25 protein-coding genes are annotated in these 24,453 nt (G+C 70.8%); 9 read left to right on the top strand and 16 right to left on the bottom strand.

Annotation, left to right across the window (positions count from 1 at the left end):
- Window positions 1–5: 5 nt before the first annotated feature.
- Together HD593_RS36075 and HD593_RS36070 are read right to left on the bottom strand one after the other, a co-directional pair.
- Window positions 6–770 (bottom strand): cytochrome d ubiquinol oxidase subunit II, encoded by a 765-nt coding sequence (locus HD593_RS36075; RefSeq protein ID WP_185106399.1) that lies wholly within the window; start codon window positions 768–770, stop codon window positions 6–8.
- A gap of 12 nt (window positions 771–782) precedes the next feature.
- Complete coding sequence (locus tag HD593_RS36070; RefSeq protein ID WP_185106398.1) at window positions 783–1,955, bottom strand: cytochrome ubiquinol oxidase subunit I; 1,173 nt, start codon at window positions 1,953–1,955, stop codon at window positions 783–785.
- A gap of 87 nt (window positions 1,956–2,042) precedes the next feature.
- On the opposite strand from HD593_RS36070, the gene HD593_RS36065 reads away from it, so the two are divergent.
- Entirely contained in the window at window positions 2,043–2,378 is a 336-nt protein-coding gene (locus HD593_RS36065; protein WP_185106397.1) for a PadR family transcriptional regulator, read from the top strand.
- A gap of 28 nt (window positions 2,379–2,406) precedes the next feature.
- Here HD593_RS36065 and HD593_RS36060 read toward each other — a convergent pair whose 3' ends face one another.
- Window positions 2,407–3,066, bottom strand: a complete 660-nt coding sequence (locus tag HD593_RS36060) for a permease prefix domain 1-containing protein (protein ID WP_185106396.1) — start codon at window positions 3,064–3,066, stop codon at window positions 2,407–2,409.
- Between the two features lie 101 nt (window positions 3,067–3,167).
- Between HD593_RS36060 and HD593_RS36055 the strand changes: the two genes are divergently transcribed.
- Genes HD593_RS36055 through HD593_RS36045 form a run of 3 tightly spaced genes read left to right on the top strand, consistent with a single transcriptional unit; the run spans window position 3,168 to window position 4,283 of the window.
- Complete coding sequence (locus tag HD593_RS36055; protein ID WP_185106395.1) at window positions 3,168–3,521, top strand: VOC family protein; 354 nt, start codon at window positions 3,168–3,170, stop codon at window positions 3,519–3,521.
- The gene (locus HD593_RS36050) at window positions 3,518–3,859 is read left to right on the top strand and encodes an ArsR/SmtB family transcription factor (RefSeq protein WP_185106394.1); all 342 of its coding nucleotides are present in this window, start codon (window positions 3,518–3,520) and stop codon (window positions 3,857–3,859) included. The genes HD593_RS36055 and HD593_RS36050 overlap by 4 nt, the downstream gene beginning before the upstream one ends.
- On the top strand, window positions 3,837–4,283 hold the full coding sequence (locus tag HD593_RS36045) for an SRPBCC family protein (protein ID WP_185106393.1): 447 nt from the start codon (window positions 3,837–3,839) through the stop codon (window positions 4,281–4,283). Before HD593_RS36050 ends, HD593_RS36045 begins: the two co-directional genes overlap by 23 nt.
- A gap of 11 nt (window positions 4,284–4,294) precedes the next feature.
- On the opposite strand, the gene HD593_RS36040 is transcribed toward HD593_RS36045, so the two are convergent.
- The gene (locus HD593_RS36040; RefSeq protein ID WP_185106392.1) at window positions 4,295–5,599 is read right to left on the bottom strand and encodes a pentapeptide repeat-containing protein; all 1,305 of its coding nucleotides are present in this window, start codon (window positions 5,597–5,599) and stop codon (window positions 4,295–4,297) included.
- Between the two features lie 272 nt (window positions 5,600–5,871).
- Here HD593_RS36040 and HD593_RS36035 point away from each other — a divergent pair, with 272 nt between their 5' ends.
- Window positions 5,872–6,246: a thioredoxin family protein gene (locus HD593_RS36035; RefSeq protein WP_185106391.1), complete on the top strand. Its 375-nt coding sequence runs from the start codon at window positions 5,872–5,874 to the stop codon at window positions 6,244–6,246.
- 140 nt (window positions 6,247–6,386) lie between these two features.
- On the opposite strand, the gene HD593_RS36030 is transcribed toward HD593_RS36035, so the two are convergent.
- From HD593_RS36030 to HD593_RS36020, 3 genes are all read right to left on the bottom strand, one after another.
- On the bottom strand, window positions 6,387–7,160 hold the full coding sequence (locus HD593_RS36030) for an SAM-dependent methyltransferase (protein WP_312903948.1): 774 nt from the start codon (window positions 7,158–7,160) through the stop codon (window positions 6,387–6,389).
- Window positions 7,161–7,340: 180 nt separating this feature from the next.
- The gene (locus HD593_RS36025) at window positions 7,341–8,678 is read right to left on the bottom strand and encodes a class II 3-deoxy-7-phosphoheptulonate synthase (protein WP_185106389.1); all 1,338 of its coding nucleotides are present in this window, start codon (window positions 8,676–8,678) and stop codon (window positions 7,341–7,343) included.
- A gap of 91 nt (window positions 8,679–8,769) precedes the next feature.
- Window positions 8,770–9,966 (bottom strand): FAD-dependent oxidoreductase, encoded by a 1,197-nt coding sequence (locus HD593_RS36020; RefSeq protein ID WP_185106388.1) that lies wholly within the window; start codon window positions 9,964–9,966, stop codon window positions 8,770–8,772.
- Window positions 9,967–10,087: 121 nt separating this feature from the next.
- Here HD593_RS36020 and HD593_RS36015 point away from each other — a divergent pair, with 121 nt between their 5' ends.
- The gene (locus tag HD593_RS36015; RefSeq protein WP_185106387.1) at window positions 10,088–11,038 is read left to right on the top strand and encodes an anti-sigma factor; all 951 of its coding nucleotides are present in this window, start codon (window positions 10,088–10,090) and stop codon (window positions 11,036–11,038) included.
- A gap of 60 nt (window positions 11,039–11,098) precedes the next feature.
- On the top strand, window positions 11,099–13,324 hold the full coding sequence (locus HD593_RS36010) for a M64 family metallopeptidase (protein WP_185106386.1): 2,226 nt from the start codon (window positions 11,099–11,101) through the stop codon (window positions 13,322–13,324).
- 114 nt (window positions 13,325–13,438) lie between these two features.
- Here HD593_RS36010 and HD593_RS36005 read toward each other — a convergent pair whose 3' ends face one another.
- Genes HD593_RS36005 through HD593_RS35980 form a run of 6 tightly spaced genes read right to left on the bottom strand, consistent with a single transcriptional unit; the run spans window position 13,439 to window position 20,028 of the window.
- Window positions 13,439–14,419: a phosphotransferase family protein gene (locus tag HD593_RS36005; RefSeq protein ID WP_185106385.1), complete on the bottom strand. Its 981-nt coding sequence runs from the start codon at window positions 14,417–14,419 to the stop codon at window positions 13,439–13,441.
- Window positions 14,420–14,463: 44 nt separating this feature from the next.
- The gene (locus HD593_RS36000) at window positions 14,464–15,462 is read right to left on the bottom strand and encodes a LacI family DNA-binding transcriptional regulator (protein ID WP_185106384.1); all 999 of its coding nucleotides are present in this window, start codon (window positions 15,460–15,462) and stop codon (window positions 14,464–14,466) included.
- Window positions 15,443–16,852, bottom strand: coding sequence for a GH1 family beta-glucosidase (locus HD593_RS35995; protein ID WP_185106383.1), 1,410 nt, complete (start codon window positions 16,850–16,852; stop codon window positions 15,443–15,445). Before HD593_RS35995 ends, HD593_RS36000 begins: the two co-directional genes overlap by 20 nt.
- Window positions 16,849–17,679 carry a carbohydrate ABC transporter permease gene (locus HD593_RS35990; RefSeq protein WP_185106382.1) on the bottom strand — a complete coding sequence of 277 codons (831 nt, stop codon included), beginning with the start codon at window positions 17,677–17,679 and terminating at the stop codon, window positions 16,849–16,851. Before HD593_RS35990 ends, HD593_RS35995 begins: the two co-directional genes overlap by 4 nt.
- Entirely contained in the window at window positions 17,676–18,632 is a 957-nt protein-coding gene (locus HD593_RS35985; protein ID WP_185106381.1) for a carbohydrate ABC transporter permease, read from the bottom strand. The genes HD593_RS35990 and HD593_RS35985 overlap by 4 nt, the downstream gene beginning before the upstream one ends.
- Window positions 18,633–18,690: 58 nt before the next feature.
- The gene (locus HD593_RS35980; RefSeq protein ID WP_185106380.1) at window positions 18,691–20,028 is read right to left on the bottom strand and encodes an ABC transporter substrate-binding protein; all 1,338 of its coding nucleotides are present in this window, start codon (window positions 20,026–20,028) and stop codon (window positions 18,691–18,693) included.
- A gap of 324 nt (window positions 20,029–20,352) precedes the next feature.
- On the opposite strand from HD593_RS35980, the gene HD593_RS35975 reads away from it, so the two are divergent.
- Complete coding sequence (locus HD593_RS35975) at window positions 20,353–20,787, top strand: hypothetical protein (protein WP_185106379.1); 435 nt, start codon at window positions 20,353–20,355, stop codon at window positions 20,785–20,787.
- Between the two features lie 3 nt (window positions 20,788–20,790).
- Here the strand turns inward: HD593_RS35975 and HD593_RS35970 are convergent, their stop codons facing one another.
- The 3 genes from HD593_RS35970 to HD593_RS35960 all read right to left on the bottom strand — a co-directional run bounded on the left by HD593_RS35970 (window position 20,791) and on the right by HD593_RS35960 (window position 23,529).
- The gene (locus tag HD593_RS35970; protein WP_185106378.1) at window positions 20,791–22,035 is read right to left on the bottom strand and encodes an RNA polymerase sigma factor; all 1,245 of its coding nucleotides are present in this window, start codon (window positions 22,033–22,035) and stop codon (window positions 20,791–20,793) included.
- 90 nt (window positions 22,036–22,125) lie between these two features.
- On the bottom strand, window positions 22,126–22,566 hold the full coding sequence (locus HD593_RS35965; protein ID WP_185106377.1) for a YciI family protein: 441 nt from the start codon (window positions 22,564–22,566) through the stop codon (window positions 22,126–22,128).
- Between the two features lie 99 nt (window positions 22,567–22,665).
- Window positions 22,666–23,529 carry a LysR family transcriptional regulator gene (locus HD593_RS35960; RefSeq protein ID WP_185106376.1) on the bottom strand — a complete coding sequence of 288 codons (864 nt, stop codon included), beginning with the start codon at window positions 23,527–23,529 and terminating at the stop codon, window positions 22,666–22,668.
- 58 nt (window positions 23,530–23,587) lie between these two features.
- Here HD593_RS35960 and HD593_RS35955 point away from each other — a divergent pair, with 58 nt between their 5' ends.
- A complete protein-coding gene (locus tag HD593_RS35955) occupies window positions 23,588–24,421 on the top strand; it encodes an alpha/beta fold hydrolase (protein WP_185106375.1) in 834 nt (277 codons plus the stop codon).
- Window positions 24,422–24,453: the final 32 nt, after the last annotated feature.

The raw sequence follows: 24,453 nt of genomic DNA, 5'->3' as shown, positions 1-24,453 counted from the left end.
TTCCCTCAGAAGAACGACGGGAGCCGGAAGGCGTCCTTGCCTGGCCGGAAAGTGCGCCATACCCATATTTGCGCCCCGAGCATGATGGGTGCGACGGGCAGGACCATGACACTGAGCACATTCAGCGTGGCCGCGGGCGCGCTGTGCTCCAGCAGGTACGGCATCGCACCCCCCAGCACCCCCAGCGCGGGCAGCGCGGCGACGAGCCCCGACACCAGCAGCACCCGCCCCGGCCTGGTGACCCCGAACACGCCCGGCGTCCGCCAGCCCAGGAACGTCCATCCGTGGAAGGCGAACAGCAGCGTCACCACCATGCCCAGCATGAGCCCGAGCGGGTGCACGGGCGAGGCCTCGAAGCCGGTGGCGGCGGCGTACAGGGCCATGCCCCAGCCGACCGACAGCCCCAGGGAGCCGAACGCGATCGCCGCGTCCCAGAAGCCCCGCCAGGCGGAGCCGTCCAGCCTGCGGCGGAACCACAGCCCGGCGTCGCGCAGCGCCCAGCACAGCAGCATGGCCACGACCAGCGGGTACAGCCCGAACAGCACCTCGCCTTCGAGCAGCGGGTAGACGCCGAACATGGTCCCGGCCACGGCCACCAGCCACACCTCGTTGGCCAGCACGTACGGGGCCATGGCGGCCACCATCCGGTCCCGGTTCCCGCGCGTCCTGCCGAGCACCGGCAGCAGCAGGCCGACGCCCAGGTCGAAGCCTTCGAGCGCGAAATAGCCGGCCAGCAGCACCGTGAAGACGGCGAACCAGATCACTTCCATTCCAGGGGCTCCTCAGTAGCTCATCGCGGGGGTCGGGGGCTCTTCGCGGGCGGTGGCGCCGAGGTCGAGGGCGTGCGGGCCGCGCCTGATCACCCGGGCGATGAGGACGTAGTCCACGATCGCCAGCAGCCCGAGCACGGCGCCGAACCCGATGAGCGACGTCGTCACCATCCCCGCCGTCAGGCCGGGAGACAGGGCGTCGGCGACGGTGAGCCGCTCCCAGATCATCCACGGCTGGCGGCCGATCTCCCTGGCCATCCAGCCGAGGATGGACAGGACGAACGGCAGCGGCGTCATCGCGATCAGGATGGGATGCGTCCACCGCGCCCGCGGCAGGATCGCGATCATCGGCAGCATCACGAACAGCACGACGAGCCCCAGGAGCTGTCCGAACTCGATCATGAACCCGAGCGGGACGGCCGCGGCGACGTTGTGGCTGCCGAACTTTCCCTCGGGGACGCCCGCGAACTGCGCGTATCCGAAGCCCATGGTCAGCAGGATCCCGATGGCCGCCGTGACCACGCCCATCCGCAGCGACCGGCTGAAGAACTCGACCTCCTGGGCCCTGCGCCGCAGCCGGTACGCGCTCGCGCCCACCAGCACCATGCCGCCGGTGAACAGCCCGGCCCCGATCACGTGCGGGAAGGCGAAGACGAGGGTCTGGTTCGTGAGCAGCGCGCCGAAGTCGGTCAGCTCCATCCGGTCGCCGCGGACGACGGCGCCGGCCGGGTTCTGCAGGAACGAGTTGGCCACCATGATGTAGAACGCGCTCGCGTACGCCGTGAGCGTCACGAGCCAGATGCACGCGAGGTGCGCCCACCTGGGCAGCCGGCTCCAGCCGAAGATCCACAGGCCGAGGAACGTGGACTCCAGGAAGAAGGCCACCAGCGTCTCCATGGCCAGCGGCGCGCCGAACACGTCGCCCGCGTAGTGCGACAGCCCGCTCCACGACAGCCCGAACTGGAACTCCATCACCAGCCCGGTCACGATGCCGAGGGCGTAGTTGATGACGTAGATCTGCCCCCAGAACCGCGTCATCCCCTCGTGCACCGGCTTGCCCGACATCGCCCACCGGGTGTGCATGATCGCCACCAGCGGCGCCAGTCCCAGCGTGAGCACCACGAAGAGGAAGTGCAGGCTGCCTGTCACCGCGAACTGTGTTCGTGCCAGATCAAGTACGTCCATGAATCGCTCCGTTGTTGTGCCTAGCTACATATAGGCAGCCTACATGTAGACTGGCTACTTAGCGGAACGATGTTTAGGATCAGAGACATGAACCCGGATGCGCTGCGCGGCCACATGGACGCGCTGTTGCTCTCAGTGCTGGAGCGCGAGCCGCTGCACGGCTACGCCATCATCGAGGCGCTGCAGGAACGGAGCGGCGGCGCGCTCAACGTGCCCACGGGCACCGTCTACCCGGCGCTGCGCAGGCTGGAGCGCATCGGCTACCTGTCGAGCGAGTGGGCGACGGTGGGCGGGCGCAAGCGGCGCACGTACCGGCTGACCGACTCGGGCAGGAAGCAGCTCCAGGGCGAGCGGTCGGCCTGGCAGGAGTTCACCAGCGTGATCGGCAGCGTCCTGCGGGCGGACGTGAGCGCCGTGCGCTGAGTCGTGTGCGGGGGGTGCGGCGGGAGGCTCAGCCGGAGGCCCGCGTCATGCGCACGCAGCGCGTGGCGCAGTAGATCTGGATGCCCCACATGGCCGAGGTCACCAGGTTGGCCAGCACGGCGGGCAGGCCCTGCAGGGTGTTGGGCGACTCCATGCCGAAGGTCATGAGCAGCCCCAGCCCGCCCGTGACCGGCAGGGAGGCGAAGACCAGCACGCCCAGCGACCTGGTCGCCAGCCGTGGCCGGCGGATCCAGCGGGCGCCCCGGCTCAGCGCGAACAGCACGAGGCCGCCGTACAGGCCGGTGCCGAGCTGGATGATGTCGAGCAGCCTGGAGGCGGGGGAGTACCACCACGGCTGGCTGAGCCAGACGTCGTCGCCGGCCGGATAGATCCGCCACAGGACCGACCACATGGCCACGGTGATCGGCACGCTGATGAACAGCAGCACCCCCAGCCGCCGCCCCGCGACGGCGGTCAGCTCGGCCTGGTAGCCGGGCGCGACCTCGTGCACCTCGCCGAACTCCGCCACCGCCTGCCGCTCGGCCTCCGCCCGCTCCAGCCCGTCGGCCTCGAGCGCGTCGGCGGTGTCGACCAGGCTGTCGCGGGCCTCGACGACCAGGTCGCGCTTGGGGCCGTGCGGGCCGCTCAGGACGCCGTCGAGCTCGGCCACGTAGTCGTCGATGAGCATGGCTCAAAGTTTACGGACGGCGATCTAGGGGGTCCATCCGGGAGCACCCTGAGATTCGTCGGGGTTGTCATGTAGGAAAATTCCTACGTATAGTGGCTGACATGCCAATCTCCTCCATCCTCACCATCACCGTGCCCGTCGGCGACCAGGAGCGGGCGCTCGGCTTCTACACGCGCGTGCTGGGCTTCGAGGTCCGCACCGACAACCCGTTCCCGATGGGCCGCTGGCTCACCGTCGCGCCCAAGGGCGCGGAGACCACGCTGCTGCTGGCCTCCTGGTTCCCCGGCATGGCGCCGATCGGCGGCCTCGTCGTGGGCGCGCCCGACCTCGACGCGCTGGCCGCCCGGCTCCAGGAGAACGGGATCGCCTTCCAGGGTCCGAGCGAGGAGGCGTGGGGCCGCCAGCTGCTGTTCCACGACCCGTTCGGCAACGGATTCGTGGTCAGCCAGACGTGACCGCCGATCACGTTTTCACCGCGCTGGCCAGCCCGGCCCGGCGCGAGCTGCTGCGCCTGCTGCTCGACGAGGGCGCCCAGCCCGCCGGGCGGCTGGCCGAGCGGTTCGACATGAGCAGGCCCAGCGTGTCGGAGCACCTCAAGGTGCTCAGGGACGCCGGGCTGGTGGCCGAGTCCCGCAAGGGCAGGGAGCGCCACTACCGGCTGGAGGCGGGGCCCCTCATGGAGATCCGCGACTGGCTCACCCCGTACGAGCGGTTCTGGCGCGAGCGCCTTACTGCTCTTACCGACCTTCTCGACGAAATGGAAGACGACGATGGCTCACGACCGGACCGCTGAAGACCTGCGCGCGATCAGGCTCGACCAGTTCATCGGGCATCCGCCAGCGAAGGTGTGGCGGGCACTCACCGAGCCCGAGCTCGTCGCCCGCTGGCTCATGCCGGGCGACTTCAAGCCGGAGGTGGGGCACCGGTTCACGTTCACCACCCAGCCCAAGAAGCAGGTCGGTTTCGACGGGATCGTCCACTGCGAGGTGTTGCGGATCGAGCCGGAGAAGCTGCTGCAGATCAGCTGGAGCGACAACAAGCGGGCCGACTGGACGGTCACCTGGCGCCTGGAGCCCGAGGGCAAGGGCACGCGGCTCTTCCTCGACCACGAGGGCTTCGACCCGGACGACGAGCTGCAGCAGCTCTCACGGCGGATCATGGGCGGCGGCTGGCCGCGCATGTTCGGCGCCATCGAGCAGATCGCCGGCGAGTTCTGACCCGCCGGTGCTCAGCGGTGCACCGCCGGGCCGACGGTTCCCGGGCGGTGGCCGGCGTGGGAGGCCGAGCTCCACACGACGGCCGCCGCCATCAGGGCCATCACCAGCGCGAGCCAGACCGCCGCGCGGCCCATGCGCATGCCGTACCCGCACAGCAGCCACGACACCGACAGCCACCAGCCGTGACCGGCCTGCCGGCGCATCTCCATGGCGGCGAAGGCGAAGTCGGCCGAGGTGGCGCGGTCGGCGGGCCGCAGCCCGGCGTAGAGCGCCGCCAGCCGGTCGGGTGAGGCGCCAGGGTCGCCGGGGTGGCCGGTGCCGGAACGGCTGTGCATCGTACGCTCGTCGGCCAGCGCCCGCCGCCGCGAGAACCACCGCAACATCGGCCACCGCAGGCTCACCCGCACCCCGCGGGGCGTGAGCGCGAACGTGCACTCCTTCACCCGCACCCCGGAAGGGTGCGCCAGCCCCGCGAACCGGCACGCCGACAGGTCCAGCCCGAACAGCTCCAGGCTGGTCGCGTCGGCCTGCCGCAGCGAGGTCAGCGTGGACCTGCCGCGCCCCATGACGGTGGCGGGGCCGCGCAGCACCGCGCCCTCCAGGTCGGCCTGCGAGTCCGTCAGCCGCACGGTCGTCGGGCCCGTCACCTCCACGTGCCGCAGGTCCACACCGCACCGCGCGACCGCCACGTCGAGCAGCCCGTCGGCGCGCGCCCTGGCCGCCGAGAGCCGGCCGGTCGCCGACAGGTACGCGTCCGCGGCGAAGTGCGCCGCCTCGAACCCGGCGTGCCCGCTGACCTTGCGGAACGACAGCGTACGGCCGAAGCGCGCCCCCCTGAACGCGGCCCCGTCGCCGAGCCGGGCGCCGTCGAAGGTGGCGTACCCGTCGAACCTGGCCCGCTCGCACGACAGCCCGTGGCCGAACACGGCCTGGCTGAACAGCGCGTCACGCGACATCACGGCCCGGTCGAGCGAGACGTGCCCGCGCACGGTGACCCCGTGGAAGGACAGCTCCCTGGTGAAGCGCACGCCCGCCAGCGACACGTTCCCCTCGAACCGGGCGCCGAAGAACGAGGCCAGCCGGTCGAACCGGGCGCCGTCGAGCGAGACGTCCCCGGCGAACGTCACCCCTGACAGCCGGACGTCGCCGGTGAACCTGGCCCGGTCCAGCCGCGTACGGCCCGGCCTGCGATCGGTCGCGTCGAGGACCCTGGACAGCAGGTCGCTGGTGACGGTGGTGCCGCGCAGGTCGATCAGGCGGCCGGGGGAGAGCGCGCTCAGGGCCGCGGCGAGTTGTTCGGGATCGAGGTGAGCCATGCAGAGGCCGGAGGTCCGGCTAGCGACTCCGGTGCAGGCAGCGGAATACGCGCAGGTGACCCAGTCCATGCATGGGTGATACCCGTCGCGGCCGGTGTCAAGGTTCGGGAATTTTATGTCTCCCCATGTTTGTGCGGAAATATGCGGTCTGAATTGGACCGTCCGGCTGTCTCCCGCACCGGGCCACACCGTGCGTCCGAGCATGGAATGCTGGTACTGGGTACGTGGTTGAGACGGATGCACTGCTAACGACAATGAGCGAGGAGCCACTTGTGGCGACCATCGAAGTAACCGAGAAGAACTTCAACGACATCGCCGACAAGGGGATCGTGCTGCTCGACTTCTGGGCCGAGTGGTGCCCGCCGTGCAAGAAGTTCGGGCCGATCTTCGAGCAGGCGTCGGACAAGCACGACGACATCACCTTCGGCAAGATCGACACGGACGCCGAGCAGGGGCTCGCGCAGGGGTTCGACATCACCTCGATCCCCACGCTGATGGCCATCCGCGACGGCATCGTGGTCTTCGCCCAGGCCGGCGCCATCCCGGCACCCGCGCTCGAGGACCTGATCCGCCAGGTCAGGGCGCTCGACATGGACGCGATCAGGGCCGAGCTCAGCGAGGAGCTGAAGAACGCCCAGCAGAACTGACCCGCCTGCGAGCAGGCCCCGCCCGCGCGGCGGGGCTTTCGCCTTTCCGGCGTTCCCTGAGAGCTCTTCCGCGTTCCCTCAGTGCTTTCCGGCGGTCCCTCAGTGCTTCCGGCGGTTCCTCAGTGCTGTCCGGCGGTTCCTCAGTGGGCGGGCTTGCGGCCGACGCCGACGTAGCCGAAGTTGATGCCGTTGCCCGGCGCGGACGGGTCGTCGGGGCGCCAGCCGTTCGGGAACGTCAGCCCCGGCTCGGCCAGCTCGTAGCCCTCGAAGAAGCGCAGGATCTCCTCGCGGGTGCGCAGGTTCAGCGAGGCCGTGGCCTTCTTGTAGATCTCCAGCGCCTGCGGGGTGACGTCCGGCGTGGGGTCCACCGCGTGGCTGATCACCAGATGGCTGCCCGGCGCGCTCGCCTTGCGCAGCTTGGCCACCACGTCGTAGGCGACCTCGTCGGGGATGAAGTGCAGGATCGCCAGCGCCAGGAACGCCACCGGCTGCTCGAAGTCCACCAGGCCGCCCAGCTTGTCGAGCAGCGCGTCCGGCTCGCGCACGTCGGCCTGCAGGAAGTCGACGTTGTCCTTCCTGGCCAGCAGCGCCCTACCGTGCACGCACACCACGGAGTCGTAGTCGACGTAGACGACGCGGGCGTCGGGCGCGATCTCGTGCGTGTTGCCCTGGGTCGGCAGGCCGGCGCCGAGGTCGATGATCTGGCGCACGCCCTGGTCCACCAGGTAGCCCACGGCGCGGCGCAGGAAGGCACGGTTGGCGCGGGCGCCCACCTTGGTGTCCGGGAACTTCTTCAGGATCTGCTCCGCCGCCGCCCGGTCCGCGGCGAAGTTGTCCTTGCCGTCGAGGTAGTAGTCGTACATACGCGCGACGTTGGGGACGTTGGGGTCGACCCCCTCCGGAGCACTGTCCACATCTTCTCCCGAAAAATGGGCTCTTTTCGGGGTGATCATAGCTCCGGAACGTGCAGGAATATCGGGAATTCGGTTTACCTGGAAATGAGAGGTAAATCACTCGAACGGGCTGTGATGACACCGACGCGGGCCGGAGTTCCCTCCGGCCCGCACCGGGCACAGCAGGCGTCCGGCCCCGGGTCAGCCGCGGTAGAGCTCCGCCACGCGGAAGGCGAGGTCGAGGGACTGGCCGCGGTTGAGGCGCGGGTCGCAGGCCGTCTCGTAGCGCGTGGCCAGGTCGGTCTCGCCGATCTCGAACCCGCCGCCCACGCACTCCGTCACGTCGTCGCCGGTGAACTCGATGTGGATGCCGCCCGGGTGCGTGCCCAGCGAGCGGTGCACCTCGAAGAAGCCGGCCACCTCGTCGAGCACGTCGTCGAGGCGGCGCGTCTTGTGCCCGCTCGGCGCCTCGAACGTGTTGCCGTGCATCGGGTCGCAGATCCAGGCCACCCTGGCCCCCGTCGCGGTGACCTCCTTGACCAGCGCGGGCAGGTGCTCGCGGATCTTGGAGGCGCCCATGCGGGTGATGAACGTGAGCCGGCCCGGCTCGTTGGCCGGGTTGAGCTTGTCGATCAGCGCCAGCGCCTCGTCGGGCGAGGTCGTCGGGCCGAGCTTGACGCCGATCGGGTTGCGGATCCTCGAGAAGAAGTCGACGTGCGCGCCGTCGAGCTGGCGGGTGCGCTCGCCGATCCAGACCATGTGCGCCGACACGTCGTACGGCAGCCCCGTCCGCGAGTCGATGCGCGTGAGCGCCCGGTCGTAGTCGAGGATGAGCGCCTCGTGCGAGGAGTAGAACTCGACCGTGTGGAACTCCTCGGGGTCGGCCCCGCACGCCCGCATGAACGCCAGCGCCTGGTCGATCTCCCTGGCCAGCTGCTCGTAGCGGCGCCCGGCGGGCGACTCGGCCACGAAGTCCTGGTTCCACGCGTGCACCTGCCGCAGGTCGGCGTAGCCGCCCTTGGTGAAGGCGCGTGCCAGGTTGAGCGTCACGGCGGAGGAGTGGTACGCCTTGAGCAGCCGCCACGGGTCGGGTCTGCGCGCCTCCTCCGTGAAGTCGAACCCGTTGACCATGTCACCCCGGTAGGCGGGCAGCTCCACGCCGCCCCGCGTCTCGGTGCCCTTGGAACGCGGCTTGGCGAACTGCCCGGCCACCCGGCCGATCTTCACCACCGGCACCCGGCCCGCGTACGTCAGCACGATGGCCATCTGGAGCAACGTCTTCAACTTCTGGCGCACGTTGTCGGCCGTCGCGCCGGCGAAGGTCTCGGCGCAGTCACCGCCCTGAAGGACGAACGCCTCGCCGCGGGCGACCGCGGCCATCTGCTCCTTGAGCTGGTCGCACTCGCCGGCGAAGACCAGCGGGGGCAGGCCGCCGAGCTCGGCGACAACCTTGTCGAGCTCTCCGCGGTCCGGCCAGTCGGGCTGCTGCGCCGCGGGGAGTGCTCGCCAGGAATCGAGATCCACTAGATTGCTGCTCACGAGATACGAGGGTATTCCACTGGCTCGGCCCCACCGACCCTCTTGTCCACGTTGTGAGAATGCGGTTATCCGCGGACGGACCCAGGGATGGTCAACGTTCCTTTACGGTGACGTGCTCGGGCCGGATGCCCTGGCCGATGAAGCGCGGCGCCACCTGGTTCAGCACCGGGATCCTCGTCAGATCGCGCGGCAGCCCCGACGGGTCGAACCGGCGGGTCAGCGCGGGGCTGATCAGCCGGTTCTGCACCAGCCGCTGGGCCGCCTGCGTGACCCTGGTCGGCAGCATGCGCCGGCGCTGCAGCCGGTGCAGCGCCGACTCGGGGATCGGCGCGCCCGACCTGAGCGGCCCTGCCAGCAGGTTCGCGGTGGCCACGGCGTCCTGCACGGCCAGGTTGATGCCCACGCCGAACACCGGCGACATGGCGTGCGCGGCGTCCCCGATGCACAGGAACCCGGGCCGGTGCCAGCGGCGCAGCCGGTTGATCGCGACCGTCAGCACGCTGACGTCGTCGTACGACTCGAGCTGCCCGATCCGGCCGGCCAGCCACGGCAGCAGCCGGGCCACCGGGCGGCGCAGCGCGTCGATGCCCTGCCCGGCCATCTCGTCGTAGCCGCCCTTGAGGATCAGGTAGGCGAGCTGCCAGTAGCTCTCCCGGTTGATGGCGACCATCATGTGCCCCGGCGAGATCCGCAGGAACGTGTCGTCGCGGTCGCCCGGCTCGCGGGGCAGCCTGAACCACACCACGTCCATCGGCGCGCCCACGTCCTCCGGCACGAGACCGGCCCGCTCGCGCAGCACCGAGTGCCGCCCGTCGGCGGCGACCGTCAGCTCCGCCCTGATCTCGTGCTCGCCGGAGGCGTCCCGGTAGCGCAGGCCGCGCACGACCCCGCCCTCGCGTACGAGACCGGTCGCCTCGGCGTTCATCAGCAGCCGGAACCCGGGGTACCGCGCGGCGGCGGACGTGATCAGGTCGAGGAAGTCCCACTGCGGCACGAACGCGATGTACCGGTAGCGGCCCGGCAGCCGGCGCAGCGTCGCGATCCGCACGTCGCCCCTGTCGGTCACCAGGCTGAGGTCGTACGCCTTGCGGTGCGGCAGCTCCAGGAACTCCCGCGCCAGCCCCAGCTCGTCCAGCACCTGCAGCGTCGAGGGGTGGATCGTGTCACCCCGGAAGTCCCGCAGGAAGTCACCGTGCTTCTCCAGCAGCGTCACCTCGACGCCCGACCTGGCCAGCAGCAGGGCGAGCATCGCTCCGGCGGGCCCACCGCCCGCTATCACGCATCCCATAATTCATCACCTAATGAGATTGTGCCATCTCCTCCGAAATGAGCAAGGCCCACGGCCATCCGGCGTGCCCGAGCCATCGAAGTACATGCAGTGAGCCGCCTCTCACACACAGGGAGTGGAAATGAAGGACGAACTCCACACCCTCTCTGGCGCCTACGCCGTGCACGCACTGCCGTACGCCGAGTGGGTGCTGTTCGAGAAGCACCTGCATGCGTGCGGCACGTGCGCGGCCGAGGTGCGCAAGCTGCGGGAGACGGCCGCGAGGCTGGCGGAGACGGTGGCCGAGCGGCCGCCCGCCGCCCTTCGCCGGCGCCTGCTCGACGCCGCCTCCCGGTCACGGGGCTTCGAGGACCCGCCGCGGCAGGCACACGACGACGGCCCGACCGCCTGGATGCGCCGGCCCGGCACGCCCGCACCGGAACAGGCGCGGCGGCCGGCGACGCCCGGCCTGTCGCAGGGGGAGGCCTGGCGGTCCGGGGCGCCCGGCTCCCCGGGAGAGGTTCAGCGGCCGGCGGCGTCCGGCCTGTCGCCGGGCGAGTCCGGTTACCGGATGGGGCCGGAGGTTCCCGTCACGGCCGATGGGGGGCAGGTGGTGCCGCTGCGGCGGAGGCGGACGCGAGTGGCGGCGGTGCTGGTCGCGGTGTCCGCCGCGGCGGCCGCCGTGTCCGGCGTGGTCGCCTACGACGCCCGCCGCGACCTGGGCGAGCTGAGCACCAGGAACGAGGAGCTGGTCAGCGTGCTGGCCGCGCCCGACGCCAGGACCATGCGCGAGGAGGTCACCACCGGCGGCACCGCCACCGTCGTGATCTCGCGCGAGCTGGGCCGCATGGTGTTCACCTCGTCGGGCCTGGCCGACCTGCCCGCCACCAAGGGGTACGAGCTGTGGCTCATGGGCCCGGACGGGCCACGCGCGGCCGGCCTGCTCGACCGGCGGCAGGACGGCGTGAGCCACCCCATGATGCTGACCCCGCAGGACCGGGACGGGCGCGTCGCGCTCACGGTCGAGCCCGCCGGCGGCTCCGAGCGGCCCACCACGCAGCCCATCATGCTGGCCGAGCTGCCCGAGGCGTGATCGGCCGGGAAGGGACGGGCGGGGATGGACGGGCGGCCCCGGCGGCCCGATAGTTCGATCATGCGTATTTTCGCCGCCCTGACACTGGCCACCGCCCTGTTATGCGTGTCCCCAGCGGCACCCGCCTCAGCAGCAGCCGAACCCGGCTCGGCCACGGTCGTGCCCGTCCAGGTGACGGGCGCCCCGGCCAAGAGATTCAACCTGATCATCCTCGGTGACGGCTACACCGAGGCCGAGCAGGCGAAGTTCCGTGCCGACGCCGACCGGCACCTGAACGTGATGTGGTCGATCGAGCCGTTCAAGTCCTACCGGAACTACATCAACGTCTACCGCGTCGACATCGTCTCCGGGGAGTCGGGCATCAGCTGTGACCCCGGGCTCGACGCGCCGCGCCGTACGACGCCGCTCGGCATGGGCTTCTGGGGCCGCTGCAACCCCGCCAGCGTCCAGCGCCTGATCACCATGGACAACGCCGCCGCCACCCGCTACGCCGACCTGGTCACCGGCACCGCCTCGGGCAACCGGCAGATCCTCGCCCTGGGCAACAGCGGCACGTACGGCGGCGCGGGCGGCTCGTACGCCACCGCCTCCGGCAGCAACAGCATGTCCGCCCTGATCAGCCCGCACGAGCTGGGCCACTCCCTGGGCGGCCTCCAGGACGAGTACGACTACTACCAGCGCGGCGTCCCCGGCGGCACGTACGCCGGGCCCGAGCCGTCCAGCGCCCACCACACGCTGCTGACCGAGCAGGAGATGCTCGACCAGCGCAGGAAGTGGTGGCGCTGGCTGGGCGAGCCCAGCGAGTCCGGCGGCCCGATCGGCCGCTACGAGGGCGGCCTGTACTACACGGCCGGCGTGTGGCGGCCCAGCGCCCACTCGATGATGAAGACCCTCGGCTACTACTTCGACCAGGTCAGCCGCGAGGTCATGACCCAGCGCATCACCGCCAAGACCATGCTGATCCAGGACGCCACCCCCGCCGGCGCGCCGGTCGGCGCCGACCGTGTGCTCTGGGTCGAGCCGATGCGCCCCGTCAGCCACTCCCTGGTCACCACCTGGTCCGTGGACGGCCAGGACCTGCCCGGCGACCGCGACTCCCTCGACCTGCGCACGCTCGGCCTGGCCCCGGGCACGCACATCGTCACCGCGACCGTCTCGGACCCGACCGGGTTCGTCCGCGACCCGGCCATCAGGACCGCCATGACCAGGACCCGCACCTGGACCGTGGACACGGCGATCACCACCCCGCCTGACGGCCTGGAGCCCGCGTTCGTCTCCTCCACGCCCACCGACCGGCCGCTCGGCCGCGAGGACGTCGTCTACGTCGAGACCACCCACCCCGCGGCCACCGTCCCCGAGGTCACCTGGACCCTGAACGGCCGCACCTACGAGGGCACCGATTTGGACCTGGGCAAGCTGGACGCCAAGCCGGGCACGCTCACCGCGACCCTCGGCGGCAGGACCCTCACCTGGACGGTAGACGCCACCGGGCCGCGCACGGCGTACGAGCTGTCACGGCCGCTGGCGTCGTCCGGCGACACCTACGTCTACAACGGCCCCTTCACCATGCGGCTCACCGGCACCGACGACCGCGACGGGTACGTGGTGTCGGAGTCGCGGGTGGACGGCGACGGCTGGTTCAACTACTTCGGCTGGCCCACCTCGTCGGAGCTGCCCTGGACGTTCTCCGAGCAGGGCACAGTGATCGACTCCCTCGTGTACGGCAAGCTGCCGCGCGGCAGGCACGTCGTCGAGTACCGCTCGATCGACGCCGCCGGCAACTACGGCAAGGCGAAGAGCTTCACCGTCACCACCATCGCCCCGCCGCCCGCCTGCACCAGGACCGTCACGGGCACCCACCGCGGCCCGCTCACCGTCACCGGCGGCGTCACCTGCCTCGACGGCGCCCAGGTCACGGGGGCCGTCACGGTGCGGCCCGGCGCGTCGCTGGTCGTCACCGGCGGCCGGATCACCGGGGCGCTCAGCGCGGCCAGGCCCGCCGAGGTGCACCTGCTCGGCGCCCGCGTGGACGGCGCGCTCGCGGTGAGCGGCGCCTCCGGCGTGACGATCGTGGGCGCCGACGTGCGCGGCGCCGCGCTGCTCAGCGGCAACACGGCGCCGATCCTGTCGGGCAGCACGATCAAGGGCGCGCTCGCCTGCCCCGGGAACACACCCGCCGACCTGGGCGTGCCGAACACGATCAAGGGCGGCAGCCGCTGCGGCGACCTGTCCGCCGGTCGCCCGTCCGACCGCGCCTACGAAGCCGTCCAGCACACCGGCCGGTGACCGTGCGTGCAGGCGGTCTGCCGCGCAGGCCAGTGACCGCGCTTGCGTAGCGGTCCGGCACAGCGGCCGGTGTCCGTGTGTGCGGGCGGTCCGGCACGCAGGTCCGTGACGCCGTCAGGACGTGCGTGCGAGGCGGTCCAGCACGTCGCTCAGTGACGCCGTCGCGAGATCGCGGACCCTGGCGTACTCGTTCTCCGGGTACTGCCGGGGTCCGTTCTCGACCAGCAGGATCAGGTACAGGTAGGCGCGGTAGAGGTCGAGCCTGGTGCGCGCCGCCGGCGTCAGCTCCAGCGGGGTCACCTCGCGGTACCCCGCCAGCAGCGGATCGTCCTCCGCCAGCTCACCGAAGATCGTCGGCGTGACGAACTCGGCCAGCGGGTCGCCCCAGAAGGCCCGCTCGTGGTCGATGATCGCCTGGATCCGGGGCGTCCCGCTCAGGTCGAGGAAGACGTTGCCCGCCCACACGTCGAAGTGCACCAGCCGCGGCGTCGTCACCTCGTCCAGCGCCGGCGCCGCGGCCTCGAACACGGCCATGACCTCCCCGGCGGGCAGCGGCAGCGGCGTCGGGTAACGCTCCGTGTCGCCGAGCAGCGCCGCCGCCATCGCCAGGAACGCCTCGCGCCATGTCGCGCCGGTGATCCCGGCGTGCGGGTAGCCGAACACCTCGCCCGTCACCGCGTTGAACCTGGCCAGATGCCCGCCCAGCTCCCTGCGCAGCTCCGCGTGGTTGTCCGGCTTGACGTCGTTCCACGACACGCCGTCGAGCGCGGCCAGCAGCAGGTAGTCGCCGCCGAGCACCGGGTCGTCGTAGCCCGCCCGCAGCAGCCCCGCCACGGGCACGCCCGCCGCGGCGGCCAGCCCGATCGCGGCGGCCTCCATGCGCAGCAGGTTGCGCTCGTAGCTGAGCTGCTCCAGCTCGGGCGGGGGAGACAGCTTGAGAACCGCCTCGCGCCCGTCGTCCAGCTTCAGCCGCCAGACGGCGTTGGCGTAGCCGTCGGTCAGCTCGGTCGCGGACGTGACGTCGGCGCCGACCGCGCGGCGCACCAGCGCGCCGAGCTCGGCGTCCGTTAACCGGCGCTTGGTCCTGCTGTCCACGTGACCCCTCTCAGGCCGATTCCCTGCGCACCGGAGTGGCCCTCTCAGGCCGATTCCCTGCGCACCAGATGCGTGTCGAGGATCACGACGGGCTGGCGCAGCTCCTCGCCGTTGATCCTGGCCACCAGCAGCTGCGCCATCTGCCGGCCCATGGCCTCGGTCGGCTGGTGCACGGTGGTCAGCGGCGGATCGGCGTGCAGCGCCGCCTTGGAGTCGTCGAACCCGATCACCGCCACGTCACCGGGGACCGACCGGCCCTCGGCCTTGAGCACGCGCATCGCGCCCAGGGCCATCGGGTCGGACGCGGCGAACACGGCGTCGAGATCGGGATGCGTGCGCAGCAGCTCCTGCATCGCCGCCGCGCCGCTGTGCTCGGAGAAGTCGCCGTACGCGACCAGCTCCGGCAGGCCCGACGGCAGCAGCGCGTCGCGGTAGCCCGACAGACGGTCGACACCCACGCCCATGTCCTGGGACCCGGCGATCGTGGCGATCGCCCTGCGGCCCAGGCCCAGCAGGTGCTTGACCGCCTGCCGGGCCCCGGCCCTGTTGTCCATGTCCACGTAGCTGTAGGGGTCGAGGCCGACGGGGCGGCCGCCCAGCACGGTCGGCACGCCCATCGCCTCCAGCCTGCCCGGCAGCGGGTCGGCGCCGTGCAGCGACAGCAGCAGCACGCCGTCGACGTGCTGGCCCGTCAGGTAGTGCTCGAGCCGCGCGTGCTCCTCCGGGGTGCGCGCCATCGCCAGGATGAGCTGCAACCCGGTCTCGGCCAGCGCCGAGCCGATGCCGCGGATCGTGCCCGCGAAGTACGGCTCGTCGAAGACCCGGAACTGGGACTCGGACACCACCAGGGCCACAGTGTCCGTGCGGCGCGTCACCAGCGCCCGCGCCGCACGGTTGGGCACGTAGCCCAGCTCGCGGATGGCCAGCTCGACGGCCTCGCGGGCCTTCGCGCTGACGTTCGGCGAGCCATTGATGACTCTAGACACCGTGCCCCGGCCTACCCCGGCCCGAGCCGCGACTGCCTCAAGAGTCGGTCGGTTCATGGCGCCTATTCTGCCGGATGATCTCCGAGTACCAGAGCGCGCTGTCCTTGACCAGCCGTTCCTGCGTCTCGAAGTCCACGCGGACCAGGCCGAACCGCTTGCCGTAGCCCCAGGCCCACTCGAAGTTGTCCATCAGTGACCAGGCGAAATACCCCTCCAGGGGCACGCCCGCGTCGATGGCCTGCTTGCAGGCGCCCAGATGGGCCTCCACGTACGCCAGCCGCTCCCGGTCGTGGATGCGGCCGTCGTCAAGCACGTCCTCGAAGGCCGCGCCGTTCTCCGAGACGACCATCGGGATCGGCGGGTAGTCGCGCGCCACCCTGGTGAGGATCTCCACCAGGCCGCCCTCGTCGATCTCCCAGCCCATCGCGGTGACCGGCCGGCCGCCGTTGACGAACGAGACGTGCTCGCTGCCCACCCACGGAGACCCCGAGTCCGTGGGTGCCGCCGCCGCCGACTGCGCGCCTCCCGGTGCTCCCGAGACCGTGAAGCGGCTGTAGTAGTTGACGAGCAGCACGTCGATGGGCGCGTTGATGGTCTTCATGTCGCCGGGCTCGATGAAGTCCTTGTCGAACGGCAGATCCGCCAGCACGTCCTCCGGGTAGCGGCCCAGCAGCAGCGCGTCCAGGAAGAAGCGGTTCTGCAGGCCGTCGATGCGGCGGGCCGCGTCGAGGTCGCGCTCGCTGTCGGTCTCCGGGGTGATGGCGTACAGGTTCACGCAGCCGCCGACCCTGCGCGCGTTCATCGCCTGGACGGCCAGCCCGTGAGCCAGGTTGAGGTGGTGCGCGCCCCTGATCGCGTTCTCCGGCTCGCGCCTGCCCGGGGCGTGCTCGCCCGAGGCGTAGCCGAGGAACGCGGCGCACCATGGCTCGTTGACCGTGCTGAAGGTGTGGACGTAGTCCTTGAGCCCGTCGTGCACGGCCGCCGCGTACTCCGCGAAGCGGTAGGCCGTGTCGCGGTTGGGCCAGCCGCCCTTGTCCTCCAGCTCCTGGGGCAGGTCCCAGTGGTAGAGGGTCAGCCACGGGTCGATGGCGTGCTGGCGCAGCTCGTCGCAGAGCCGCTTGTAGAAGTCCAGGCCCTTCTGGTTGATCGCGCCGGACCCCGCCGGCTGGATGCGGGGCCAGGAGACGGAGAACCGGTAGGCCGACAGGCCCAGGTCCGCCATGATGGCGACGTCGTCCCGGTAGCGGTGGTAGTGGTCGATGGCCACGTCCGCGTTGTGCCCGTTGAGCACCCGGCCCGGCGTCTTGGTGAAGGTGTCCCAGATCGACACGCCGCGCCCGTCCTCGGCGACGGCCCCCTCGATCTGGTACGCCGACGTCGCGGCCCCCCACGCGAAGCCCGCGGGGAAGCGCAGCTCGGCACGCGTCTGTTCTTCTTGAGTCGTCACGCCTTGACCGCACCTTCCATGAGTCCGCCGACGATCTGACGGCCGAAGAGGACGAAAACCAGCACGAGCGGGATGATGGACAGCGCCGTGCCAGCGAAGATCAGCGAGTACTCCGTGGAGAACCTCGCGTTGAGCCCGTTGATCGCGATCTGCACGGTCGGGTTTTCCTGGTTGAGCACGATCAGCGGCCACATGTAGTCGTTCCACATGAGCATGAACGTGTTGATGCCGAGCACGGCCATGCCGGGCCGTACGGCCGGCAGCACGACGTTCCACCAGATGCGCAGCGTGGCGGCGCCGTCCACGCGGGCGGCCTCGACCAGCTCCATCGGCACGGACTGCCGGGTGTACTGCGTCATGAGGAACACGCCGAACCCGTTGAGCAGGTACGGCAGGATGACCGCCTTGAGGGTGTTGGTCCACTCCAGGCTCACCATGAGCCGGTAGAGCGGCACCACGCCCATCTGCTGCAGCGGCACCGCCATCGTCAGCAGCACGAGCAGCAGCAGCGCGTTGCGGCCCTTGAAGTTCAGGTTCGCGAAGGCGAAGCCGGCCAGCGTGGAGATGAGGATGACGGAGACGGTGACGATGCTCGCCACGATGAACGAGTTCGTCAGGCCCAGCAGGAACTGCGCCTCCGGGTGGGTGAGGACCCGCACGATGTTGTCGCCCAGGTTCCCGCCCGGCAGGAACTTCGGCGGCGAGGCCACCGCGTCCGCGTTCGTCCGCGAGGCGATGACCAGCATCCAGTACAGCGGGAACGCCGAGACGAAGATGGCCAGCCCCAGCAGAACCCTGGTGAGGACGGTCGGTTTCCAGACGGTCATCGCGTGCCCCCGATCCTGCGCACGAACAGGAAGTTGATCGCTGCTCCGATGAGGATCAGCAGGAACAGCAGCCAGGCGGCCGCGGAGGCGTAGCCGTAGTCGAACTCCCGGAAGGCCTCCTTGTAGACGAACATGGCCACCGTCTGGAACTGGCCCTGCGAGCCGCCGTCGGGGTTGCCGTTGTAGAACGTCATCGGCTCCGAGAACAGCGTCAGGCCGCCGATCGTGGAGTTGAGCACCACGAAGATCATGGTCGGGCGCAGCATCGGCAGCGTGATCTGCCAGAACTGCCTGCGCCGCGAGGCGCCGTCGATCGAGGCCGCCTCGTACAGGTCGCGCGGGATCGTCTGCATGCCGGCCAGGAAGATGATCGCGTTGTAGCCGGTCCAGCGCCAGTCGACCATGGTGGCGATCGCGATCCACGACGGGACGCGCTCGGCCCGCCAGTTCGTGTTGTCGACCCCGAACAGGCCAAGCAGGTAGTTGACCAGACCCCAGTCGCGGGCGAACAGCTGCGTGAACACCACCGCGACCGCGACCACCGACGTGACGAGCGGAAGCAGCACGCTCATCCGGATCGGCAGGCGGAACCTCATGTGCTTGTTCAGCGCGTTGGCCAGGAACAGGGCCAGGAACATCTGGGGGACCGTGGCGATGAGGAACATGGCCACCGTGTTGACCGTGGCCCGCCAGAAGTCGTCGTCACCCAGGAGCGCGGTGTAGTTGCCCAGCCCGGCCCACTCCGTGGTCCCGGTCAGGTCGTAGTCGTAGAGCGAGTAGTAGAGCGTGAAGGCCAGCGGGAAGAGCCCGAAGGCGGCGAACAGCAGGAAGTAGGGAGACACCAGGGCGTACGGCATCGCCTTGACGTCCAGTCGGGAACGCCAGCGGCGGCCGGGCGGGCGTTCACGGCGGTGGGTGTTCCGTGACGCCCGCGGAAGGGTGTCGAGGCTCATAACAGACCTTTCGGCGGCAACATGCCCGGCCCGCGTCTCACGGGCCGGGCGGGGATGATCAGCCCGCGGCCTTCACCGCGTCGTCGACCAGCTGCTGCCAGGCCTTGTCGTGGGCAACGGAGCCGTCGTCCATGCCCTGGATGACCGACTCGATGGCGTTCTTGACCTGGGCGTGCTTCACGCCGAGGAAGACCGGCTGGAGGCTCGCCGCGGACTTGGCGAAGATCTCACCGATGGGGGCGTCGTTGAAGAACTCGTTCTTCGCGCCCTGGACGGCGGGGTCCTGCTGCGCCTTCGTGTTGCTCGGCATGTTGCCGAAGTCCGTGAAGACGGTCGCCTGTGTCTGCGCCTGCGTCAGGTAGTCGGCCACCATGGCCGCTTCCTTCGGGTGCTTGGTCTGCTTCGGCACGGCCAGCCACGAGCCGCCCCAGTTGCCGCCGCCACCGGGCACCGAGGCCACGTCCCACTGGCCCTTGGCGTCGTCGCCGGCGTTGCCGCTGACCACGCCGAGCATCCAGGAGGGGCAGCCGAGCGTGGCGAACGAGCCCTTCTGGGTGCCCGTCGCCCACTCGTCCGTGAAGTTGCGCAGCTTGGCGGTCAGGCCCTGCTGGGTCATCTTCTGGGCGAAGTCGAAGGCCGTCTTCACGGCCGGGTTCTTGTCGACGATGAGGTTGTTGCTCGTGTCGAAGTAGCTGACGTTGCCGTTCTTGGCCGCCTCCTGGTAGAGGACGACCTGGTACAGCGTGTTGGTGCCGTCAGCCCACTTGGTGTCCTTGACCTTGCCCTGGAACTTCTTGCCGACGTTCATGAACTCGTCCCAGGTCGGCCACAGGGCGCTGACCTCGTCGCGGTTCGACGGCAGACCGGCCTTCTCGAACAGGTCCTTGCGGTAGCAGATGCTCATGCCGCCGATGTCGGTGCCCAGGCCGAACAGCTTGCCGTCGGCGGCGACGCCGTTCTCCCACTTCCACGCCGGGAAGTCGGCCTTGCGGGACTCCAGGCCGTACTCCTTCAGGTCGGCCCACCACTCCGAGCGCGCCTTGGCCAGGCCCATGCCGCCCTCGTCGATGCCGACCACGTCGCCCGCACCGGAGCCCGAGGTCAGCCACTGGATCATCTGCGGCCAGTACTGCTGCTCGAACTGGTCGGTGAGGTTCTCGTGCTTGATCTGGATGTCCTTGTGCTCGGCGTTCCACTTGGCGATGGCGTTCTTGTAGCCGAAGTTCTCGCCGCCGCCGAACGTCTGGACCCGGATCGTGACGGGCTGAGCCGCCGCGGACGACGCGGGAGCGCTGGACTCCGAAGTGCCGCCGGAACCACAGGACGCGACGGTAAGCGCCACCGCGGCCAGGGCCGAAGCCGCGGCGATACCGCCGCGACGCTTGCTGATCATCATGGTGGACCCCTTCTCGGGTGAATGTTGGGGGAGTGCACCGCGGCACGCGCTCCGCCGCGGTGGGAGTCTTTGGGAGCGCTCCCACAAAGGGTGCACTCAGCGGGTGTGCACGTCAATCCCGCGAAACGTAACCGTTACCAATGGTGCAGTTTGGACAGGTGAAACTGGCTTTATGGGGATAAACGCCCCAAAGAGCCGATTGGGAGCGCTCCCACCTCAAGAGGCACTTTTCGTGTCACATCAAGGGCATGTCGCCCGCACCACCGCCCCTTTCCGCCGGTCACGAGGTCCGGTCACCAGGGCGAAGGGTCTACCGTGGGCGCGGTGGACGTGTTCATCTCCTGGCTCGGCGCCGCCCGGGTGTCGAGGTTCGACCTAGAGGACACCATCGAGGACGTCCTCGGCGAGGAGGGCGAGGACGAGCGGCACCTGCTTCGCGAGCTGCTGCCCGGATATGTGCACCCACCCGACCGGTTGCTTGCGGCGGCCGAGGGCATCCGCGGCGGGCTGAGCCGGGCGTTCGCGGCGAGCCCCGGCGGGCACCCGCCGTTCACGTGCCACTCGGGCATGGTGGACGGCACCACGGTGATCACCAACCTCGTCGGCCGGATCGAGGTGGAGGAGGTGCGCGGGCGGGTCCGGAGGTGGTCGGCCGGCGACGCCGCCTTCATGATCGAGGAGCCGCTCAGGCTGGCCGGCGCCACGGCCTGGGAGGCCCACTACAACGGCGTGCCGATCGTGCGGGTGCCCCTGGCCTGAGTCTCACCCGTTCCGGCAGGCGGTGGCGCGCTCCTCCAGCAGGGCGCGCTCGCGGGCGTTGCGCGTCATCCCCGCCGCCCGCTCGAACTCCGCCCGCGCCTCCTCCAGCCGGCCCAGCTTGAACAGCAGATCCCCCCGTACGCTGGGCAGCAGGTGATAGCCCTTGAGCGACGGCTCGGCCACGATCTGGTCGAGCAGCTCCAGCCCGGCCGCCGGGCCGTAGGCCATCGACAGGGCCACCGCCCGGTTGAGCTCCACCACCGGCGAGCGCGACATCCGGGCCAGCGCCTCGTACAGGGCGGCGATCCGCACCCAGTCGGTGTCCTCCGGGGTGAGGGCGCGCGCGTGGCAGGCGGCGATCGCGGCCTGCAGCGTGTACGGCCCCAGCGTGCCCGACAGCTCCTCCGCCCGGTCGAGCGCGGCCAGGCCGCGGCCGATGAGCAGGCGGTCCCAGCGGGCCCGGTTCTGCTCCAGCAGCAGGATCGGCTCGCCCTCCGGGCCGACCCGGGCGGCCGAGCGGGACGCCTGGATCTCCATGAGCGCGACCAGGCCGTGCACCTCGGGCTCCTTGGGCATCAGCCCGGCCAGCACGCGGCCCAGCCGTAGCGCGTCCGCGCACAGGCCCGGGCGCATCCAGTCGTCGCCGGCCGTGGCGGAGTACCCCTCGTTGAAGATCAGGTAGATGACCTCCAGCACCGACGACAGGCGCCCGGCCAGCTCGGCGCCCTGCGGCACCTCGAACGGCACCCGCCTGTCGGCCAGCGTGCGCTTGGCGCGCACGATGCGCTGGGCGACCGTGGACTCCGGGACCAGGAACGCCCGTGCGATCTCGTCGGTGGTCAGGCCGCCGAGCACGCGCAGCGTCAGCGCCACCCTGGCCTCCATCGACAGCGCGGGGTGGCAGGCCGTGAACACCAGCCGCAGCAGGTCGTCCTCGATCTCGTCGATCTCGGGCGGCTCCTCCTCCAGGTCGAGGCGGTGGCCGAGCTCGATGAGGTTGCGCTGGAGGCGTTCGTTCCTGCGGATGAGGTCGATGGCGCGGCGCTTGGAGACCGTCATCAGCCACGCGCCCGGGTTGCGCGGCACGCCCGACTCCGGCCACTGCTCCAGGGCGGCGACCAGCGCGTCCTGCGCCAGCTCCTCGGCGAGGCCGACGTCGCGCACGAGCCCGGCGAGCCCGGCGATCAGCCGGGGCGCCTCGATCCGCCAGACCGCCTCGATGGCACGGTGGGTGTCTGAAGCCGTCACCGGGCCATGAGACCAGCCGGGCGCCCGCCCACGCAACCTGGGCGGGCGCCGCCTGCTCGGGCGCGCGGCCGCCGGCGGGCCACGGGCGGCTCAGGTGGTGGGGTTGTCCGCGCCCAGGCGCTCGCGCAGGGCCTCCTCGCGGGCACGCTCCTCGGGAGGCAGCGAGTCGTCCGGTACGTCCGCGGCGTCGAACACCCGGTAGACCTGCAGCCCCACCCCGTCGTGCCCCGGCGGCACGGGCACCCGCAGGGCCCACTCGACGGCCTCCTCGCGCGACTTGACCTGGATGAGCCAGAACCCGGCGATGAGCTCCTTCGCCTCGGTGAACGGCCCGTCGAGCACGGTCGCCTTGCCGCCGCTGTAGGCGATCTGGACCCCCTGGGAGCTGGGGTAGAGCCCCTCGGCCGTCAGCAGCACCCCGGCCTTGGTCAGCGACTCGTTGTAGGCGTGCATGTTGTCGACCACCTCCTGGCTGGGCAGCGCCCCGGCCTCGGTCTCGGCGCTCGCCTTGCCCACGATCATGAACTTCATCGGTGTCTCCTTCGGTTGCGTACCGGCTCACCGACGCGTCGAACGGCTGTGATGCGGATCGACACGGCCCGCGAACATTTTGCACCCCACCCAATAAATCTACATTGTAAAGGCGCTCAGCTCGTCCAGGAAGGCACGCGCCGCGGGCGCGCAGTCCTCCAGCGACGGGACGGCCAGCGCCAGCGTCCGCGTCATCCCCGGCTCCAGCGGCCGGGTGACGACGCCGGGCAGGCCGGCGGGCAGGCCGAGCGCGGGCACGATGCTGACGCCGAGCCCCGCGCCCACCATCTCCAGGATGGCGGCCGGCCCGCTCGCCTCGAACGCGATGTCCAGCGACACCCCGGCCGCCAGCGCCGCGCCCGTGATCAGCGGCCGGCAGCCGGCGGTGGTCAGGATGAACGGCCGCCCGGCCAGGTCGGACAGGTGCACGGCCGCCTTGGCGGCGAGCGGGTCGCCGGCCGGCAGCACGCTGACCATGTCGTGCGTGCTGAGGTGCGCGGTGTGCAGGCCGGGGGCGGGCAGGGTGACCACGCCGACCTCGGCCGCGCCGCGCTGCAGCCAGGCGCGGATGTCGTCGTCCACGCCCTCGAACAGGCGGACCTTGACCTGCGGGTAGCGGTCGGTGAACGCGCGCAGCAGCCGGGCGACGAGCGTGCCCGTGGCGCTGGGGAGGCTGGCCAGGCGCAGCTCGCCGGTGATCTGCCCGCTGGCGGCGGCCACGTCGGCGCGGATGAGGTCGAAGTGGCGCAGCGCCTCGCGGGCCCGGGCGAGCGCGCGGCGGCCGGCCTCGGTGAGGGCGATGCCGTCGCGGTGGCGGACGAACAGGGCCGCGCCCAGCTCCCGCTCCAGGCTCGCGACGGCGCGGCTGACGGCGGGCTGGGACATGCCCACGAGCTCGGCCGCGGCGGTGAACCCGCCCTGCTCGGCGACCGCGATCAGCACTCTGAGCTGCGCTAACGTCATACCGACATACCTTAAATGGTATTTGACCGGGCGGTTGGCAGAACATCATCGTTATGCCATGTCGACGCGCATGACGATCGAGGTGGACGGGCGGCGGGCCAGCTATCTGACGGCCGGCGAGCGAGGGCCCGTGGTGTTGCTGCTGCACGGCACGTACTGGAGCAGGGTGTGGGAGCCGGTGCTCGACCGGCTGGCGGCGGCAGGGCTGCGGCCGGTCGCGGTCGACCTGCCGGGGCTGGGCCGGTCGGAGGGGGAGCTGACGGCGGAGACGGCGACGGTTCCCGCGCTGGCGGCGTGGGTGGGCCGCTTCGCGGCGGCGTTCGGGGTGGACGGGCCGCTGGCCGTGGCCGGGCACGACATCGGCGGCGGGATCGCCCAGCACGTGCTGGCCGGCGGGGTCGCGAAGGTGAGCAGGCTGGCGCTGGTGAACGCGGTGATGTACGACTCGTGGCCGGTGCCGGCCGTCGCCCGGTACCGGGATCCCGCGGTGGTGGCCGCCACGACGGTGGAGGACCTGCTGGCGGCGCGGCGCAAGGCGGTCACCACCGCGCTGGCCCGCCCGGCCGGTGAGGGGGAGATCGCCGAGTACCTCGATCCGTGGACCGACCCCCGGGTCGCCCGGTCGTGGATGGCGCTCGCGGGCGCGGCCGACAGCCGCTACACCCTGGACCTGGTGCCCGCGCTGCGGGCCGACGAGACGCCGAAGCTGCTGGTGTGGGGGGACGCGGACACCTTCCAGGAGGTGCGTCACGCCGAGAGGTTCGCCGCGGAGATGCCGAACACGCGGCTCGTGCGCGTCCCGGGGGCGGGTCACATCCCGATGGAGAACGACCCGGAGGGGGTGGCCGCGGCGCTGGCCGGGTTCTTCTCCGGTGTGAGCCCATCGGTTTGACCCTCCCGGGGTGGCCGGGTTACCGTCGCATC

It is taken from the genome of Nonomuraea rubra (assembly GCF_014207985.1).
In the GTDB taxonomy this organism is placed as follows: Bacteria; Actinomycetota; Actinomycetes; order Streptosporangiales; family Streptosporangiaceae; genus Nonomuraea; species Nonomuraea rubra.
This window is presented reverse-complemented; position numbering and strand designations above follow the sequence as displayed.